22 protein-coding genes are annotated in these 17208 nt (G+C 60.3%); 17 read left to right on the top strand and 5 right to left on the bottom strand.

What is annotated here, in order from left to right:
• Positions 1-10 precede the first annotated feature (10 nt).
• The 7 genes from hflC to FDG13_RS09365 all read left to right on the top strand — a co-directional run bounded on the left by hflC (position 11) and on the right by FDG13_RS09365 (position 5815).
• The gene (gene hflC, locus FDG13_RS09395; RefSeq protein WP_180127007.1) at positions 11-913 is read left to right on the top strand and encodes a protease modulator HflC; all 903 of its coding nucleotides are present in this window, start codon (positions 11-13) and stop codon (positions 911-913) included.
• A gap of 2 nt (positions 914-915) precedes the next feature.
• Complete coding sequence (locus FDG13_RS09390; protein ID WP_338109557.1) at positions 916-1116, top strand: DUF2065 domain-containing protein; 201 nt, start codon at positions 916-918, stop codon at positions 1114-1116.
• A gap of 59 nt (positions 1117-1175) precedes the next feature.
• Positions 1176-2324 (top strand): ATP phosphoribosyltransferase regulatory subunit, encoded by a 1149-nt coding sequence (locus FDG13_RS09385; RefSeq protein WP_180127005.1) that lies wholly within the window; start codon positions 1176-1178, stop codon positions 2322-2324.
• 20 nt (positions 2325-2344) lie between these two features.
• Positions 2345-3721, top strand: a complete 1377-nt coding sequence (locus FDG13_RS09380; RefSeq protein WP_180127003.1) for an adenylosuccinate synthase — start codon at positions 2345-2347, stop codon at positions 3719-3721.
• A 100-nt stretch (positions 3722-3821) separates the two neighbouring features.
• Positions 3822-4346, top strand: a complete 525-nt coding sequence (locus FDG13_RS09375) for a phosphoribosyltransferase (RefSeq protein ID WP_078365653.1) — start codon at positions 3822-3824, stop codon at positions 4344-4346.
• A gap of 50 nt (positions 4347-4396) precedes the next feature.
• Positions 4397-5602, top strand: coding sequence for a PLP-dependent transferase (locus FDG13_RS09370; RefSeq protein ID WP_180127001.1), 1206 nt, complete (start codon positions 4397-4399; stop codon positions 5600-5602).
• Positions 5603-5644: 42 nt separating this feature from the next.
• Complete coding sequence (locus FDG13_RS09365) at positions 5645-5815, top strand: hypothetical protein (protein ID WP_169906453.1); 171 nt, start codon at positions 5645-5647, stop codon at positions 5813-5815.
• A gap of 15 nt (positions 5816-5830) precedes the next feature.
• On the opposite strand, the gene mnmH is transcribed toward FDG13_RS09365, so the two are convergent.
• Together mnmH and FDG13_RS09355 are read right to left on the bottom strand one after the other, a co-directional pair.
• A complete protein-coding gene (gene mnmH, locus FDG13_RS09360) occupies positions 5831-6889 on the bottom strand; it encodes a tRNA 2-selenouridine(34) synthase MnmH (protein WP_180126999.1) in 1059 nt (352 codons plus the stop codon).
• Entirely contained in the window at positions 6886-7569 is a 684-nt protein-coding gene (locus FDG13_RS09355; protein ID WP_180126997.1) for an arylesterase, read from the bottom strand. The genes mnmH and FDG13_RS09355 overlap by 4 nt, the downstream gene beginning before the upstream one ends.
• On the opposite strand from FDG13_RS09355, the gene FDG13_RS09350 reads away from it, so the two are divergent.
• The 4 genes from FDG13_RS09350 (at position 7568) to FDG13_RS09335 (ending at position 10844) form a co-directional block, all read left to right on the top strand.
• Positions 7568-8254: an ABC transporter ATP-binding protein gene (locus FDG13_RS09350; protein WP_143541722.1), complete on the top strand. Its 687-nt coding sequence runs from the start codon at positions 7568-7570 to the stop codon at positions 8252-8254. The two genes, FDG13_RS09355 and FDG13_RS09350, sit on opposite strands and share 2 nt — an antisense overlap.
• 270 nt (positions 8255-8524) lie before the next feature.
• Positions 8525-8737, top strand: coding sequence for a hypothetical protein (locus FDG13_RS09345; protein WP_078365650.1), 213 nt, complete (start codon positions 8525-8527; stop codon positions 8735-8737).
• A gap of 113 nt (positions 8738-8850) precedes the next feature.
• On the top strand, positions 8851-9528 hold the full coding sequence (locus FDG13_RS09340; RefSeq protein ID WP_180126995.1) for a response regulator: 678 nt from the start codon (positions 8851-8853) through the stop codon (positions 9526-9528).
• The gene (locus FDG13_RS09335; RefSeq protein WP_180126993.1) at positions 9516-10844 is read left to right on the top strand and encodes a HAMP domain-containing sensor histidine kinase; all 1329 of its coding nucleotides are present in this window, start codon (positions 9516-9518) and stop codon (positions 10842-10844) included. Before FDG13_RS09340 ends, FDG13_RS09335 begins: the two co-directional genes overlap by 13 nt.
• Here the strand turns inward: FDG13_RS09335 and FDG13_RS09330 are convergent.
• Complete coding sequence (locus FDG13_RS09330) at positions 10820-11749, bottom strand: folate-binding protein YgfZ (RefSeq protein WP_180126992.1); 930 nt, start codon at positions 11747-11749, stop codon at positions 10820-10822. The two genes, FDG13_RS09335 and FDG13_RS09330, sit on opposite strands and share 25 nt — an antisense overlap.
• Before the next feature lie 47 nt (positions 11750-11796).
• Between FDG13_RS09330 and mltG the strand changes: the two genes are divergently transcribed.
• From mltG to FDG13_RS09300, 6 genes are read left to right on the top strand one after another with little or no spacing between them, the layout of a single operon-like run.
• The gene (gene mltG, locus FDG13_RS09325; RefSeq protein ID WP_370528198.1) at positions 11797-12780 is read left to right on the top strand and encodes an endolytic transglycosylase MltG; all 984 of its coding nucleotides are present in this window, start codon (positions 11797-11799) and stop codon (positions 12778-12780) included.
• Positions 12781-12804: 24 nt separating this feature from the next.
• On the top strand, positions 12805-13452 hold the full coding sequence (tmk, locus tag FDG13_RS09320) for a dTMP kinase (protein WP_180126990.1): 648 nt from the start codon (positions 12805-12807) through the stop codon (positions 13450-13452).
• Complete coding sequence (locus FDG13_RS09315) at positions 13449-14462, top strand: DNA polymerase III subunit delta' (protein WP_180126988.1); 1014 nt, start codon at positions 13449-13451, stop codon at positions 14460-14462. The genes tmk and FDG13_RS09315 overlap by 4 nt, the downstream gene beginning before the upstream one ends.
• A complete protein-coding gene (locus FDG13_RS09310; RefSeq protein WP_180126986.1) occupies positions 14459-14830 on the top strand; it encodes a PilZ domain-containing protein in 372 nt (123 codons plus the stop codon). Before FDG13_RS09315 ends, FDG13_RS09310 begins: the two co-directional genes overlap by 4 nt.
• A gap of 52 nt (positions 14831-14882) precedes the next feature.
• Positions 14883-15680, top strand: coding sequence for a TatD family hydrolase (locus tag FDG13_RS09305; RefSeq protein ID WP_180126984.1), 798 nt, complete (start codon positions 14883-14885; stop codon positions 15678-15680).
• Positions 15677-16357, top strand: a complete 681-nt coding sequence (locus tag FDG13_RS09300) for an ankyrin repeat domain-containing protein (protein ID WP_180126982.1) — start codon at positions 15677-15679, stop codon at positions 16355-16357. Before FDG13_RS09305 ends, FDG13_RS09300 begins: the two co-directional genes overlap by 4 nt.
• Positions 16358-16567: 210 nt before the next feature.
• Here the strand turns inward: FDG13_RS09300 and FDG13_RS09295 are convergent, their stop codons facing one another.
• Positions 16568-16813: a hypothetical protein gene (locus FDG13_RS09295; RefSeq protein ID WP_180126979.1), complete on the bottom strand. Its 246-nt coding sequence runs from the start codon at positions 16811-16813 to the stop codon at positions 16568-16570.
• Positions 16810-17163: a hypothetical protein gene (locus FDG13_RS09290; RefSeq protein ID WP_180126977.1), complete on the bottom strand. Its 354-nt coding sequence runs from the start codon at positions 17161-17163 to the stop codon at positions 16810-16812. The genes FDG13_RS09295 and FDG13_RS09290 overlap by 4 nt, the downstream gene beginning before the upstream one ends.
• Positions 17164-17208 lie beyond the last annotated feature (45 nt).

Here is a 17208-nt window from a genome sequence, read left to right as displayed (position 1 = left end):
GAGTTCCCTGATGAATCGCTTAGGTTTTTTATTCTCGACCGTCTTGCTGCTGCTGGCACTGGCCAGTTCCACACTATTTGTGGTGGACCAGCGTCAGTTTGGTGTGGTGTTTGCTTTGGGGCAGATCAAGGATGTCATCACCGAACCGGGCTTGAACTTCAAGTTGCCACCACCATTCCAGAACGTCTCCTACATTGACAAACGCCTGTTAACCCTTGACAGCACCGACAACGAGCCGGTGTTGACCGCTGAAAAACAACGGGTGGTGATTGACTGGTATGTGCGTTGGCGCATTTCTGAACCCACCGAATACATCCGCAATGTCGGCACCACCGAGGCAGCGGGTGCCAGCCAGCTCAACCGGGTGGTACGCAATGCGTTCCAGGAAGAAATCAACAAACGCACGGTCAAAGAGTTGTTGTCAGCCAAACGTGAGCAGTTGATGGACGACGTTAAAGGTGAGGTGCTGAGCCAGGTGCGCGGTGCCAAACCCTGGGGTATCGATGTGGTGGACGTGCGTATTACTCGGGTCGACTATGTGGATGCCATCACCGAGTCGGTCTACCGGCGTATGGAAGCTGAGCGCCAGCGCGTGGCCAACGAATTGCGCTCCACCGGTGCGGCCGAAGGTGAAAAAATCCGCGCCGATGCGGATCGCCAACGTGAGGTGACGGTGGCCAATGCCTACCGTGATGCCCAGAAAATCAAGGGGGAGGGTGACGCTGAGGCAGCTCGCACCTACACCGAGGCTTTTGGTCGTGACCCACAATTTGCCCAGTTTTACCGCAGTCTGGACGCATACAAAGCGACGTTCTCCAAAAAGAGCGACGTGATGGTGTTGGACCCCAACAGCTCTGATTTCTTCAAAACCATGCGTGGTGGCGCCGCGCTCGCTGCCAGCGGTAAAAAGTAGCCATGGAATCCGGCCTGAACAGCAGCACGTTCTGGCTGGCCATTGCCCTGGTCTTGCTGGTGGAGGGTTTCATGCCTTTTGTTTCACCGGCAACCTGGCGGCAAACCTTCCTGCAGATCCTCAAATTCAGTGACGGCCAGCTGCGCTTCTTCGGTTTGCTGAGCCTGTTGCTCGGCCTGACGCTGATTTGGTGGCTGGCTTGAGTCAGGGTCCGGCATTCGCCCGGTAGAATTCAGGTTTTAACAGCCTCCCTTTTTTATCCATGTCTGCTTGGGTCCTGCCGGATCACATTGCCGATGTCTTGCCGTCTGAAGCACGGCACATCGAAGAACTGCGTCGTGACCTGCTGGATGCGGCGCGTTGTTATGGCTACGAGCTGGTGATGCCGCCGTTGCTGGAGCATCTTGAATCCCTCTTGACCGGTGCCGGTGTGGCGCTTGATCTGCAGACCTTCAAGTTGGTTGACCAGCTCTCGGGGCGCATGATGGGCCTGCGCGCTGACAGCACACCCCAGGTCGCTCGCATTGACGCCCATTTGCTCAACCGCAGCGGTGTCACACGTCTGTGTTACTGCGGCCCGGTGTTGCACACCCTGCCTGCTGGACCACACGCTACACGTGAACCCCTGCAGTTTGGTGCCGAAATTTATGGCCATGCCGGTCTGGAAGCCGACATCGAGATCCTGACGCTAGCGCTGGACTGCCTCAAGGCTGCCAAGTTGGAGAACCCTAGCGTGGATTTGGCCGACGCGCGTCTGGTCAAGTCCATGTTGTCGGGCCTGTCGCTGAGGTCTGAGCAACTCGCAGCTTTGTACGCGGCGCTGGCGGCCAAAGATAGTCCGGAGCTGGCGTCACTTGCGCGTGATTTGCCAACCCACATTCGCCAGGGTCTGTTGACTTTGGTGCAGCTGTACGGTGACGCCTCGGTCTTGGATGAGGCCCAAAAAGCCCTTCCGCCCTTACCAGGTGTGGCTGAGGCGCTACACAATCTGAGGCAAATTGCCAGCCATCTGTCGGATGTTCAAGTGACTTTTGATCTGGCTGACTTGCGCGGGTATGCCTATTACACCGGCTCCCGTTTTGCCATCTATGCCCCCGGTGCCAGCGGCGCTGTGGCGCGTGGTGGGCGTTACGACCAGGTCGGTGCGGTGTTTGGCCGTAACCGCCCAGCGGCAGGCTTCAGTCTGGACATCAAAACCCTGGTGTCTGCGGTGGCGGCGCGCCCCCTGCAAGCTGCCATTCGCGCGCCTTGGCGCCAGGAGCCCAGGCTGGCGGCAGCCATCACGACACTGCGTGCGCAGGGTGAAGTGGTGGTCTGTGTGTTACCGGGCCATGAGAGTGAAGTAGATGAATTCCATTGCGACCGCGAACTCGTCGAGTCCGCCGGGCAATGGCTTGTGCAAACAATTTGAGTGAAACCAAGCGGAACAACATGACTGCAATCAAAGGACGTAATGTGGTGGTCGTCGGCACCCAGTGGGGCGACGAGGGCAAGGGCAAACTGGTGGACTGGCTCACCGAAAGCGCCCAGGGCGTGGTGCGTTTCCAGGGCGGCCACAACGCCGGCCACACGCTGGTGATCAACGGCATCAAGACCGCCTTGCACCTGATTCCCAGCGGCATCATGCGCCCGGGCATCAAGTGTTACATCGGCAACGGTGTGGTGCTCTCGGCAGCCAAACTGTTTGACGAAATTGCCGGCCTGGAAAAAGTCGGTGTAGAGCTGCGTTCACGCCTGCGTGTCAGCGAAGCCTGCCCGCTGATCCTGCCATTCCACGCGGCTCTTGACGTGGCTCGTGAAGCTGCGCGCGAGCAGGGTGGTATCGAGAAGATTGGCACCACCGGCCGCGGCATCGGCCCGGCCTACGAGGACAAGATCGCCCGCCGTGCGCTGCGTGTGCAGGACATGAAGTTCCCCGAGCGTTTTGCCAAAAAACTGCGTGAATTGCTGGACCTACACAACCACGTGTTGACCACCTACCTGAACTCGCGTAGCTTCGACTTCGGCCCGGTGCTGGCCCCGTACATGAAAGACGGCGAGGTGCAGTTCCAGCCGGTGTATGACGAAGCCATGCGCCACGCCGAATTGCTTCGGCCGATGATGGCTGACGTGTCGCGCGAGTTGAACGACGCCCATCTCAATGGTGAAAACCTGCTGTTTGAGGGCGCACAAGGCACGCTGCTGGATGTGGACCACGGCACCTACCCGTTTGTCACCTCCAGCAACTGCGTGGCGGGTAACGCTGCCGCCGGTTCAGGCGTGGGCCCGGGTTTGTTGCATTACGTGCTGGGCATCACCAAAGCCTATTGCACCCGCGTCGGTGGCGGCCCGTTCCCGACCGAACTCGACTGGGAAGTGGAAGGCACACCGGGCTACCACATGAGCACCGTGGGAGCCGAAAAAGGGGTGACCACCGGGCGCAGCCGCCGCTGCGGCTGGTTTGATGCCGCGCTGCTCAAACGCTCGGCCCAGGTCAATGGCCTGACTGGCCTGTGTATCACCAAGCTCGATGTGCTCGATGGCCTCAAAGAGCTCAAACTCTGCACCGGCTACATGCTCGATGGTGAACTCACCGACATTTTGCCGATGGGTGCCGACGACATTGCCCGCTGCGAGCCGGTGTATGAAACGTTGGAAGGCTGGAGCGACAGCACCGTGGGTATCACCCAGTACGACCAGTTACCCACTGCCGCACGGTTGTACCTGCAGCGCATCGAGCAGGTTACCGGTGTGCCGATCCATGTGGTGTCGACCAGCCCGGACCGGGATCACACCATCATGATGCGCCACCCGTTCTTGGCGGATTAAACGCTTAGCCGTTGATCGCCAAGTTTTCAATTTATATAAGAAATCGGCCTCTGGCCCTTATACCTGTTGCGTAAGCAGCTATTTTTGCAGGAGCATATCCATGTTGACAGAAGACGGCAAACACCTGTATGTGAGCTACGACGAGTACAACAATCTGATCGAAAAACTCGCCATCAAGGTGTTTCAGTCGGGCTGGCAGTTTGACACCATCCTGTGCCTGGCACGTGGTGGCATGCGCCCGGGCGACGTGCTCTCGCGCGTGTTTGACAAACCGCTGGCCATCATGTCCACCAGTTCCTACCGCTCCGAAGCCGGCACGGTGCAGGGCAAGCTCGACATCGCCCACTACATCACCACACCCAAGGGCCAGATTGCAGGCAAAGTGTTGCTGGTGGACGACCTGGCCGACTCCGGTCACACCCTGAACAAGGTGATCGAAGAACTCAAGAACAACTACAAACCGATCACCGAGTTGCGCAGCGCGGTGATCTGGACCAAGGCAATCTCGATCTTCACACCCGACTATTGTGTGGACTACCTGCCGACCAACCCGTGGATCCACCAGCCTTTTGAAGGCTACGACAACATGCGCCCTGAACAGCTCATCCAAAAGTGGAGCGTTTGATCACAATCCATTGATTGGTAAGCGTTTTTGGGTTTTATTGCACCACGCACATGACTGTCTCCAGCACCGATCTGATCCACCACGGCTATGTGCCTCCCGCAGGTTTTGCCGCACCCCAACCGGGTGTGTTCAAGGCCTCGACGGTGTTTTTCCCCAATGTGGCAGCGATGCGGGACTTTGAGTGGAAAGACAAATCCGCTTACACCTATGGCTTACACGGCACGCCCACCAGCTACATGCTGGAGGAGCGCCTGTGCACGCTGGAAGGCGGCAAACAGTGCCTGCTGGTGTCCAGCGGCCTGGCGGCGATTGCGACGGTGTCGCTGGCTTTGCTGAAGTCTGGCGACGAGGTGCTGATTCCCGACAACGCTTATGGCCCCAACAAAGCGCTGGCTGAAGGTGAACTCAAACATTGGGGCATCAGCCACCGTTATTTTGACCCGCTGCAGGCACAAGACCTGGCAGCCAAGATCGGCCCCAAGACCCGACTGGTCTGGCTAGAAGCCGCAGGTTCTGTCACGCTGGAGTTTCCTGACCTGATTGAACAGGTGCGTATCTGCAAGGCCGCCGGTGTGTTGTGCGCATTGGACAACACCTGGGGTGCTGGCCTGGCATTTACACCTTTTGATCTGCAACCGGGTAACACGCCAACGCTTGGCGTCGATATTTCCATCCAAGCCCTGACCAAATACCCCAGTGGTGGCGGTGATGTGTTGATGGGCAGCATCATCACCCGCGACGACAGCCTGCACATGAAGCTCAAGCTGTGCCACATGCGCTTGGGGCTGGGTGTGGGCGCCAATGATGTGGAATCGGTGTTGCGCTCCTTGCCGAGTCTGTTGTTGCGTTACAAGGCGCATGACGAAGCCACCCGAACGTTGGCACAGTGGGCCCAGACCCGCCCCGAGTTCGCTCAGGTGTTGCACCCGGCGCTGCCGTCATCACCGGGCCATGTTTACTGGCAAGCATTGTGCAATCCCGGCTGGGGTGGTGCGGCAGGTCTGTTCAGTGTGTTGTTCAAACCGAGCTACAGCCAGGCGCAGGTTGACGCGTTTTGCGATGCATTGGCCTTGTTCAAGATTGGCTACAGCTGGGGTGGCCCGATCAGCCTGGTGGTGCCTTATGACCTGGCCAGTATGCGCAGCAGTTGGCCGCAGCACCTGGCGCATGGCACGCTGGTGCGGTTTTCGATTGGGCTGGAGGCGGTCGAAGATTTGCAGGCCGATCTGGTTCAGGCTTTGCGTCAGCTGGCCTGATGCCAGCAGGTAAAATCAGGGCTTCAACACTGAAAGACTACATTGGCAACACCAAATTACGGCTACGAGAAGCGTCAGAAAGAACTGGCCAAAAAGAAGAAAAAAGAAGAAAAGCTGAAGGAAAAGGCCCAGCGCAAGGCCGGTGACCCGCTGCCCGACGATGACGCGGGCGCGCCGTCCACACCCAACGACGCGTCTGGCCAACCCGGCTGACCGGGCCAAAGGCCCTCAGTCTGACCGCAGAATTTTTCTGCTCAAATCAGCCATAGCCCTTATGGAACGGTCCTCTGGCGCTATGGTTTTTGAATATTTAAACTGCACAAAATTGCGCTGCATCGATTGCAGGTAAGCCGGGTCGTAATGCTGGGTGAGCAGATCCTGCACCACCTGCGCCAATTGGCCTGAACGTGCCAGCGCCATCCAGCCTGCCACCACCGCGCGACCCCGCAACGGGATCAGCACCGACAGCCGGTCACACAAAAAGTCCACGTCGCGCACCAGATGGTCGTAGTCTTCCATCAGCAGCGCCACCCGTTCACTGTCTGGCAGCTGCAGGTTCAGGCACGGGCTGTGGCGCATGGCCTCAACCAGACTGGCTGGCACCGACACATTGCCCACTTTTTTGCTTTCACTCTCGACAAACACCGGTTTGGTCGGGTCAAACTGGCGCAGTGCGTGCCAGATCAGGGTGTCAAAGCGCTTCTGGGTGGGCTGCGCCTGCCCAGGGATGGCGCCCAGCACCGAACTGCGGTGGTTGGCCAGGGCTTCCAGATCCAACACCTGCGCCCCTTGTGTCGACAAGGCCTGTAACAAGCGGGTTTTGCCCGATCCGGTGGGACCACACACCACGGTGAAGCGCAGTCTGGGCACGGTCTGGTCAATGTCCTGCAACAGGGCCGCGCGAAAGGCCTTGTAGCCGCCCTCAATCAGCGTCACCCGAAAACCGATCTGGCTCAGAATCAGCGACAAAGCGCCGCTGCGCTGGCCACCCCGCCAGCAGTAGGTCAGCGGTTTCCAGTCCTTCGGCTTATCAATCACCTCACGTTCGATATGCGCCGCGATATTGCGTGCGGCAATCGCCGCGCCGCGTTTACGCGCCTCAAACGGGTTGACCTGTTTGTACAAGGTGCCAATCTGGATGCGCTCGGCATTGTTCAGGGTCGGCCAGTTCAGCGCATTGGGCAGGTGGTCCAGCGCAAATTCATCCTCGCTGCGCGCGTCAATCAGCGTGTCAAAGTCGCCCAGCCGGGCAATCACCTCGCTGGCCGCCACCAGGGTCAGACTCATCGCAGCACCTTTTTGAGTTCGGGCCAGATGTTGGCCAGGATGATCGGGTGCGCCGCCTCCAGTGGGTGGATGCGGTCGGCCTGGAACCATTTCAGGCTGTCAGGCACATCGGCCACCCCTTTGAGCATGAACGGCACCAGCGCGACCTTGTTGGCTTTGGCCACCTGTCCATACATCCGCGCAAAACGCTCACCATAGTCACGCCCGTAGTTAGGTGGCACCTGGATACCCACCAGCAGCACCTTGGCTCCGGTTTTTTGCACCGACTGGACCATCGCGCTGAGGTTGCCCTGCGTCATTGCCAGTGGCAACCCCTGCAAGGCGTCATTGGCGCCGAGTTCAATCACCACCAGGTTAGGCTGGTGCTTGTCCAGCAGCGCGCCCAGACGTGCACGCCCGCCGCTGGTGGTGTCGCCGCTGATGCTGGCGTTGACCACGTTGGCGGCGATTTTTTCGGTGGTCAGTTTTTTCTCCAGCAAGGCCACCCAGCCGCTGCCGCGTTTGAGACCGTATTCGGCGCTCAGCGAGTCGCCCAGCACGACGATGGTGGTGCCATTGGGTTGTGAGCTCATGGTTTGGGCCTGTGCTGCGCCGCTGTTAATCCCTGCCAAAGCCAGTGCACTGGCCAACGCGATACAGTGACGACGATTCAAGTTGATTACATTCAAAAAAAGCCCCATGTCAGATTGCATTATTTCGGTCGACCACGTGTTCAAGTCTGTCACCGACTCGACCGGCACACTCGACATTCTGCGTGATATCGATTTCCAGTTGAAGCAGAAGGAAACCGTGGCCATTGTCGGTGCATCCGGCTCGGGCAAAAGCACGCTGTTGTCGATCATGGCCGGTCTCGATGTACCCAGCCAAGGTACCGTCCGTCTGGCAGGCCAGGATATCTTTGCCATGGACGAAGACGCGCGTGCCGCACTGCGTGCCCAGAAAGTGGGTTTTGTGTTCCAAAGCTTTCAGCTGTTGGGCAACTTGACCGCCTTAGAGAACGTGATGCTGCCGCTGGAACTGGCCAAACACCGCCACGCCCGCCAGACCGCCACCGAGTTGTTGGCGCGGGTGGGGCTGTCACAGCGTCTGGGGCATTACCCCAAGGTGCTCTCGGGCGGTGAACAACAGCGCGTGGCGCTGGCCCGCGCTTTTGTGGTGCAACCGGCGGTGCTGCTGGCGGACGAACCCACGGGCAGTCTGGACTTCGCCACCGGCGAGACAGTGATGGAGCTGATGCTGACCCTGAACCGCGAACTCGGCACCACCCTGGTGTTGGTGACGCATGACAAGGCGCTGGCGGCACGTTGCCAGCGGGTGATCACGATCGAGGCGGGCCGGGTTCACCTGGACGCCGAATCTGCATAGTTTTGGCCTCTAGCCCTTTTTTAAAAAGGATATACCGCTATCACTTTTGATATTTTCTTGCTGGCTCTGCGGGTGTGGCTTGAACAACGAAGGGCGACGGTGAATGCTTGGACTGGAAGCCTTTCAACCGCGCTGTGCTGGCCGGACCTCCACCTTAAGTTTTGGCTAAGCCAAGCCTAAGGTCAGACTAAGTTGCGGGTTCTACAGTTCCCCTCAGTTGGTGAGCAACCAACCCCTGAGTAAACAACCTCAACCTGTCAAGGAAACATCATGAAATCAAGTCTCTCTGCTTTGTGCCTTGCCGCTGGTCTTCTGGGCGCCAGCCTGTCTTTTGCCGCCACACCTGAGGCACCCGCCGCGCCTGCAGCTCCGGCTGCCACCGCAACCGCCGCCGAACCCGCAGCGGTGACCCCACCGGCCAAGAAGGTTGTGAAAAAACACGCTGCCAAGAAGGCTGTCAAGAAAGAAGCGGTCGCCAGCTAAACCGCTTGACCGGAGGTGGCCTATCCGCCTCACAACAAAGCCGCGCTTTTGCGCGGCTTTGTCGCGTGTGGGCGTGCTAAGCTGAAAGTCAGTTCTTTGTTCTGGAAAAACCGATGCGTGTGTTGCTGGTGGAAGACGATCCCCTGATTGGTGAAGCGGTGCGTGTGGGGCTGCATCGCCTGGGCATCACGGTTGACTGGGTGCGCGACGGCGACTTGGGCCTGCAATGCGCCCGTACAGAACCCTTTGATGCGGTGGTGCTGGACCTGGGCCTGCCCAAGCGCGACGGCATGCAGGTGCTGCGTGATCTGCGCAGCGGTGGCCATGGCCTGCCGATCCTGATCGTGACCGCCAGAGACGCCTTGAGCGAACGGGTGGCGGGGCTGGACGCAGGAGCCGATGACTACATCCTCAAACCTTTTGACATCGACGAGCTGGCCGCGCGCCTGCGCTCAGCCATCCGCAGCCGATCGGGCCGGGCCGATCCGGTGCTGCGCAGCGGTACGCTGGCCTTGCACCCGGACAGCAAACTGGTCACCCAAGATGGCACGGTGGTGAGCCTGTCTGCACGTGAATTTGCCTTGCTGGAGCTGCTGATGCGCCGCCCGGGCATGCCAATGTCACGCGCCCAGCTCGAAGAACGCCTGCTGGGTTGGGGTGAAGAGGTGGCCAGCAATGCGCTGGAGGTCAACATCCACAACTTGCGCCGCAAGCTGGGTGCCCAGAGCATCCTCAACATCCGCGGCGTGGGCTACTTTGTGCCGCGCGACGAACCCGCATGTTCTCTTTAGAAAAACGCCTCAAAGTCCGCCTGCTGCTGGGCATGTTACTGGTGGGCCTGGTGCTGGGCCTGGTGGTGCGTATGCAGGTCCACCGCCAACAGGGCGACATGCTGGACTACCAGCTGGAACAGGTGGCGCGCGCCTTGATCCTGAGCGACCTGCAAGGCACCCGGCAAACCTGGGACGATGACCCGGCCTTGCACCTGGACGTGCAGGTGTGGGACGCCGTGGGCTCGCTGCTGTACCGCTCCAGCGAGCAGATCGACGTGGACCTGGACACACCGCCGGGCCTGTCCCTGGTGCGCAGCGGCCACCAGGCGGACGCGGTGACGCTGAAAGTCTTCACCATCAGCAACGGCCAACGCACGGTGCAGGTGATGCATGCCAAGTCCCTGCGTGACGAGTTGCGCTGGAACGCGGTGCTGGAGGTGCTGCTGCCGTCGATGCTGGTGGTGCTGGTGGGGGCTCTGCTGGTGAACTTCACCCTCAGGCGAGGTCTGGCGCCGATCCGCCAGCTTGACGAGGAGCTGAGCCGACGCGACGCCAGTTCGCTGGCCCCGCTGGAGATACCCGAGGCGCCGACCGAACTGGCCAGCGTGGTGGACACCCTCAACCGGCTGCTGCAGCAACTCGACGCCAGTTTGCAGGCCCACAAACGGTTCATTGCCAATGCCGCGCACGAACTGCGCACCCCGATCACCGCGATCAGCCTGGAGGTGGACAACCTGCTGTGCAGCCAGGACCCGGCCCAGATGCGCCAGGCGGCCAGCCGCCTCAAACTGGGTGCACAACGCAGCCAGCACCTGTTGCAACAGATGCTGACCCTGGCCCGGCTGGAAGCCCGTGCCAAACCCCGGCCCAGCGTGGTAGTTGATCTGCAGTCCCTGGCTCAGGACGCGATGGTGGGTCTGTCCACCCTGGCCAGCCAGCGCGGCATCGAATTTGCGCTGGACACCCACGGCGTTACCGTGGTTCAGGGTGATCCGGACGACATGCGGCTGCTGCTGGACAACCTGCTGGGCAATGCGCTGAAGTTTTCACCGCCGGATGCGGTGGTTGAGGTCAACCTGCGGGGTGATGAACAAGGCGTGACCCTGCTGGTGCGTGACCACGGCCCAGGCATCGCGCCGGAGCTGCGTGCGCGCATGTTGCTGCCGTTTGTGCGGGTCAACGCCGCCGTGGACGGCGCGGGCCTGGGCTTGGCGATTGTGCTGGAGGTGGTGCAAAAGCACGGGGCCAGCCTGGTGCTGGAAGACCCGGCTTCAGGGCCGGGCTTGTTGGTGCGGGTGGTTTGTCCGGCTCAGATGTCGGCCAGCAAAGGGTAGGGCGGCGCTGCCAGGGTCAGCACCTGCCCGTCTACCGTGCCCAGACGCACACCACCGGCCTCAAACGCGCTGATTTGCATCGACACAATGGCGTCAAACCCGCCCGCAGGCGCGGCTGCAGCTTGCGCCACGGTGCCACAGGGCTGGCCTTGGTCGGTCGGCAAAAATACCTCGTCACCGGCCTTGAGCGGCGCCTCTGCATGGGCCAGGTAAGCGCGGCGTTTGAGCGTGCCACGGAACTGGCTGCGTGCCACCACCTCCTGGCCGGGGTAACAACCCTTCTTGAAGTTCACTCCACCGACCGACTCGTAATTGAGCATCTGCGGCACAAAGGCTTCAAAAATCGGCTGACTGGCGGTGACGATGCCGCTGCGCACCTCGCTCCAGTCCCACAGTGCCTCAGTCAAGGCCTGGCCTGCGGGTGCAGAGTGAGCCACAGGTGCCACCCACAGCGCGCGCGGTACACCGTCTGCCGGGTACAGGTTGATCAGAGATACCTCATCAAAATCGGTCTTGGCCCAAGTACTGTCTGGGTAGTCCGCTATATTTGACGTAGCGTTCTTCAAGGCTGAACCAGCCAACCCATAAAGCGCAAAGTCCTCACTGGCATCGGTCAGCTTGACCTTGGCACGCAGGATGAACATCGACAGGCGCTTGAGGGTGGTCGCCAGCAGATCGCGGCTGCACACCAGCAGGATGTCGCTGTTGCTGCGTTTGAAACCGATGAAACTGGCCTGTACACGCCCTTTGGCGTTGCAAAAGGCCGCCAGCCGGGCCTGGTTCTGGCCCAGCAGCGCAAAGTCGTGGGTGAACTGGCCATGCAGAAATTTGGCAGCATCTTCGCCCTGTGCACGTATCAGCCCTGAATGTGTCAGCCGGGCCACGCCGTCAAGTTGTTGTTGCATGCCGCGCATTATGATGCGGTGTTCAATGTGGGGAAGGCAGCGGGGTTGTGCAGCGACTAATCGGTTTCGTAGTGATGGTGATTCTGGGCGCAGCAGGCCTGGGCTTGTGGTGGATCAACCAGCCGCTGGCCTTGCGCGCGCCCGTGGTGGACTTGTCGATCGAGCCCGGTACCAGTGCGCGTGGTGTGGCGCAGGACGCGGTGGATGCCGGTGTGGCCACGTCACCGCAGCTGCTGTACTGGTGGTTTCGCCTGTCTGGTGAATCGCGCCAGATCAGGGCCGGCAGCTACGAGTTGCAGGGTGAAGTCAGCCCGCGCAGCCTGTTGTCCAAGCTGGTGCGTGGTGAAGAAGCCCTGCGGGCGGTGACCCTGGTCGAGGGCCTGAGCTTCAAACAATTCCGCCAAGCACTCCAGAAAGCAGAGCAGCTTACCCAGGATACACAAGGGCTAGGGGCCGATGTGATCATGCAAAAGCTGGAGCGACCCGGCCTGGCGCCAGAGGGGCGTTTTTACCCCGACACCTACACCTACACCAAGGGCAGCAGTGACCTGGCGGTGCTCAAGCGCGCGTTGCACGCGATGGACAAACACTTGGCGTCCGCCTGGCAAACCCGTTCGAACAACTCACCGCTGAAAAGCCCGGACGAGTTGCTGACCCTGGCCAGCATCATCGAGAAAGAAACCGGCCTGGCCAGTGACCGGCCGATGATTGCCTCTGTGTTCAGCAACCGCTTGCGCATCGGCATGATGTTGCAGACCGACCCCACCGTGATTTACGGTCTGGGTGACAAATTTGACGGCAACCTGCGCCGCCGTGACCTGCTGGCTGACACCCCTTGGAACACCTACACCCGTGCTGGCCTGCCACCCACACCGATTGCCATGCCTGGCAAAGCGGCGCTGCTGGCGGCGGCGCAACCCGCCACCAGCAAGGCGCTGTACTTTGTCGCCAAGGGCGACGGCAGCAGCCAGTTCAGCGACACCCTCGACGCGCACAACCGCGCGGTGGCCAAATACCAGCTTGGGCGTTGAAGCGCGCCAACACTTCGTTTTTTCATGACACATCACGGACTTTTTATCACTTTTGAAGGCATCGACGGCGCAGGCAAGTCGACCCACATCGATGCCCTGGCACGCGCGTTTGAGGCGCAGGGCAGGGTGGTCACCCTGACACGTGAGCCCGGTGGCACCCCATTGGCCGAAAAATTGCGCACCCTGATCCTCAACGACCCCATGGACGCACTGACCGAGGCGCTGCTGGTGTTTGCCGCACGGCGCGACCATTTGCAGCAACGCATTGAGCCCGCGCTGGCGCGCGGCGAGGTGGTGATCAGCGACCGCTTCACCGACGCCACCTTCGCCTACCAGGGCGGTGGTCGTGGCTACGACTGGGACACACTCCTGAATCTGGAGCGGATGATCCAGACCACACAAGGTCTAGAGGGTTTTTTTGTTCGCCAACCCGATGTCACGCTGTGGTTTGAGCTGGACCCCGAAATTGCCGCCCAGCGCCTGGCTGGCGCCCGTGTGCCCGACAAGTTCGAGTCACAGAACGCCGCGTTTTTCAAACGTGTCAGCGATGGCTACGCCCAGCGCCTGCAGGCCGATCCAACGCGTTTTGCCCGCATCAACGCCGACCAGGCACGTGAGGCCGTCTGGCAAGAGGTGCGGCAAGTGATGCAACAGCAAGGCTGGCTGGCATGACGTCTGCAGACCAGACAACACCCAGCCAGACCGTGGCCCCCTGGATCACGGCCCAGTTGCACAGCCTGCTGTCACAGCGTGGCCACGCCTGGCTGCTGGCCGGTCCCTCGGGCCTGGGCCAGTACGAGCTGGCGATGGCCCTGGTGCGTGCCTGGCTGTGTGAGCAAGCCGGGCCACAAGGCGCCTGTGGCGTTTGCGCCAGCTGCCACGCCATCGATGTGCATGCCCATGCCGACCTCTGTGTGTTGTGCCCGGAGACCGTGCTGCTGGACATGGGCTGGCCCCTGGGAGAAAAAGCACAGTCCGAGATTGACAGCAAAAAACGCAAGCCCAGCAAAGAGATCCGCGTGGAGGCCATGCGCGACGCGGTGGAGTTTGCACAACGCACCAGCGCCCGTGGCCGAGGCAAGGCGGTGCTGGTGTTTCCGGCCGAACGCATGAACGTGTTCACCGCCAACGCCTTGCTTAAGACCTTGGAGGAGCCTGTCGGGGATGTGAAGTTTGTGCTGGCCACCGACGCTGCCCACTTGCTGCTACCCACCATCCGTAGCCGCTGCCTGGGCCACACCATGGTCTGGCCCGATCACGACACCGCCCTGCGCTGGCTGCAGGCCCAGGGTATGCCTGCGCCCCAGGCTGCCGTGATGTTGCGGGCCTCGGGTGGCCGCCCGGCAGACGCATTGTTGATGGCGCCGGTGAGTGATCGTTGGCGACTGCTGCCCAAAGCGGTGTTGCGCGGAGAGGTGGCGGTGTTCAAGGACTGGACAGGGGCGCAGACGGTCGATGCGCTGCACAAGCTGTGCAACGACCTGCTGGCGCTCAAAAGTGGTGCCCAGCCACGTTATTTTGAGGTGGCTGACCTGCCCACACCCGGCTCCTGGCACAGCCTGAGCGACTGGGCCAAGTCGCTGGCACAGACCCGCCGCACGGTGGAGCATCCGTTTAACCCCGGGCTGATGCAGGAAGCTCTGGTCAGCCAGGCGCAATTGGCTCTAAACTCCAAACCATGAACGCCACCACCACCCAGGCCCCGGGCACACCACGCCCCAGCGTGATCCAGCTGGCCATCAAGGAAAAGTCTGCGCTGTATGCGGCCTACATTCCGCTGTTCACCGAGGGCGGCATGTTCATCCCCACCACCCGCGACTATGTGTTGGGCGACGCGGTGTATGTGCTGATTTCCCTGCCTGACGAACCCCAGCGTTACCCGATTGCTGGCAAAGTCGCCTGGGTGACACCAGCCAAGGCGGCCTACAACCGCACCCAGGGCGTTGGTATCCGTTTCCCCAAAGACGACAACGCACAAGCCCTCAAACTCAAGATCGAAGAGATTTTGGGCGCCCAACTGGCCTCTGACCGCCAGACACAAACCATCTGAGCTGTCTGCCCCAGGTTGTGGGCAGCTCCCACCTTGACCGATTGACAGACGCATGTTCACGGATTCCCATTGCCATTTGAATTTTCCCGAGCTGGTGTCAAACCTGCCAACCATCTTGGACGCCATGTCACAGGCCCAGGTGACGCGGGCGCTGTGTATCAGCACCACACTCGAAGAGTTTGCGAACGTACACCAACTGGCCCTGCAACATCCCCATCTGTGGGCGACCGTGGGTGTGCACCCGGACAACGAAGGTGTTCAAGAACCCTCTCTGGACGACCTGATCCATTTGGGCAGTTTGCCGCGCGTGGTGGGTATTGGGGAAACCGGGCTGGACTACTACCGCCTGAACGGTCGCACGCTGGCCGACATGCACTGGCAACGTGAACGCTTTCGTCTGCATATTCGTGCCGCACGCCAGTTGCACAAACCCCTGGTCATCCACACACGCAGCTCCTCCGATGACACGTTGGCCATCCTGCGAGAGGAGGGCGAAGACGGCTCGACGGGTTGTGCGGGTGGTGTGTTTCACTGCTTTACCGAGAACTGGGTCGTGGCCAAGGCGGCGCTTGACCTGGGTTTTTACATCTCGTTTTCAGGCATCCTGACGTTCAAGAGTGCACAGAGCATCCGCGATGTGGCGGCCAAGGTGCCACTGGACCGTTTGTTGATCGAGACCGACAGCCCCTACCTGGCCCCCGTGCCGTACCGCGGTAAAACCAACAACCCGTCTTATGTGCCGTATGTGGCGCAGCAGCTGGCACAGCTGTGTGGTGTCACCACGGACGAGATCGCCAGGCTGACCAGCCGGAACTTCGAACAACTCTTTGCCGGGGTGATAACGACATGAATATCCACATTTCAAACATCAGAAATTGCTTTAAAAAAATCTTTTATTTAATTGTTTTTATTGGATTTTCATCGGTTCAAGCTGGTTCCTACGACGACTTTTTCACCGCCGTCAGGCAAAACGACGTGGGGACCATCACGGCTTTGCTGCAAAGAGGATTTGACCCCAACACAGTGGACCCCAAAGGTCGGCCTGGCCTGATTTTGGCCATCCAGGCGGAGTCATTGAAGGTGGCCGAGGCGCTGATCCGTTGGCCCAGCACCAAGGTCGAGGTGCGCAATGCCGCCGACGAGAGCCCGCTGATGCTCGCAGCCCTGGCAGGCGATGTGCGGATGTGCCGGATGCTCATCGAGAAGGATGCCGACGTCAACAAAACCGGCTGGACACCCTTGCATTACGCCGCCACCCATGGGCATCTGGAGGTGATGAACCTGCTGCTTGAAGAAAACGCGTACATCGATGCAGGCTCACCCAACGGCAGCACACCGCTGATGATGGCCGCACGTTACGGCACGCCGGAGGCCGTCAAGTTGCTGCTGGAGGCTGGCGCAGACCCGTCATTGGTTAACGAGCTTGGCTTGAGCGCACTGGACTTTGCCACCCAGGCCAGCAGATCAGATTCGGCACAGTTGCTCTCAAACTTCGTGCGCCGCAGTCAATCCAAGGGAACCTGGTAATTGCCGCAAGTCCTGCGCCTGATAGCTGGTCTAATTTTTTCCAGCATCGTAGTAGATACGATGTGCACAGGTGGTTTTCGAGATATTCACGGAAATCCTTTCATTTGAGTATATAGAGAAACTGTCTTTCAGGGCGACGAGATACTGCCTTGTGACAGGTCCAGATAACACCCGCGACCAGGACAAAATCCCTACGGGATATTTGTTTCATCACTCGATACCCCCTTCAATACCGTTACGCCGCGTTGCGGCTATATCAGGGGCTACGCCCCCGATACCCCGTACCAGGGTTTCCAGGGCCTCTGCGGCCTCTCTGATGGCCTCGATTTGGCTTTGGTAGACCGCCACCCAGGCGGGCGGGCTTTCGCCGCCTGCGAGGTCCAGAGCTTCACCAATGGCCCCAGCGGCGATCAGTCGATCATTGAGGGCATCGACGGCCCGAAGGAGGGCGCTCATTGCTGATCTCCAATGGCTGGAGTCACTGGCTTGGACTGGAGGAGGTTGGTTGCAACGTCTGGCAGGGCCATCCAGGCTTGCGCCTTTTGCTGAATTGCCTGCACTTCAGCCAGTGGCATGTTGCCCAAACGCCGCGCCTCAATACGCCTCTTTTTCGTCTCAGCCAGAGACTCAGGGTCGGCCGCGAGTTGCTCCAGCATGGCATCCTTGATGGCAGAGAGACACAGGCCCGCGATGGCGCAGAGCTTGGAGAGATCATGATCATCTGCATCATGTGGCGCAGCCGCCACACCAGCGAGCACAGGCTCCAAATGCTGAATGGCGCGGACGGTTTTGAGGGCGAAATCCATCAAAGCCGGATCGGCCAGCGGGTCTGCTTGTTCAAATTTTCCGCT

The sequence above is a fragment of the Rhodoferax sp. BLA1 genome (assembly GCF_013416775.1).
Lineage (GTDB): Bacteria > Pseudomonadota > Gammaproteobacteria > Burkholderiales > Burkholderiaceae_C > Rhodoferax.
Note: the sequence above shows the minus strand (reverse complement) of the source record. Positions and strands in the feature narration are given on the sequence as shown.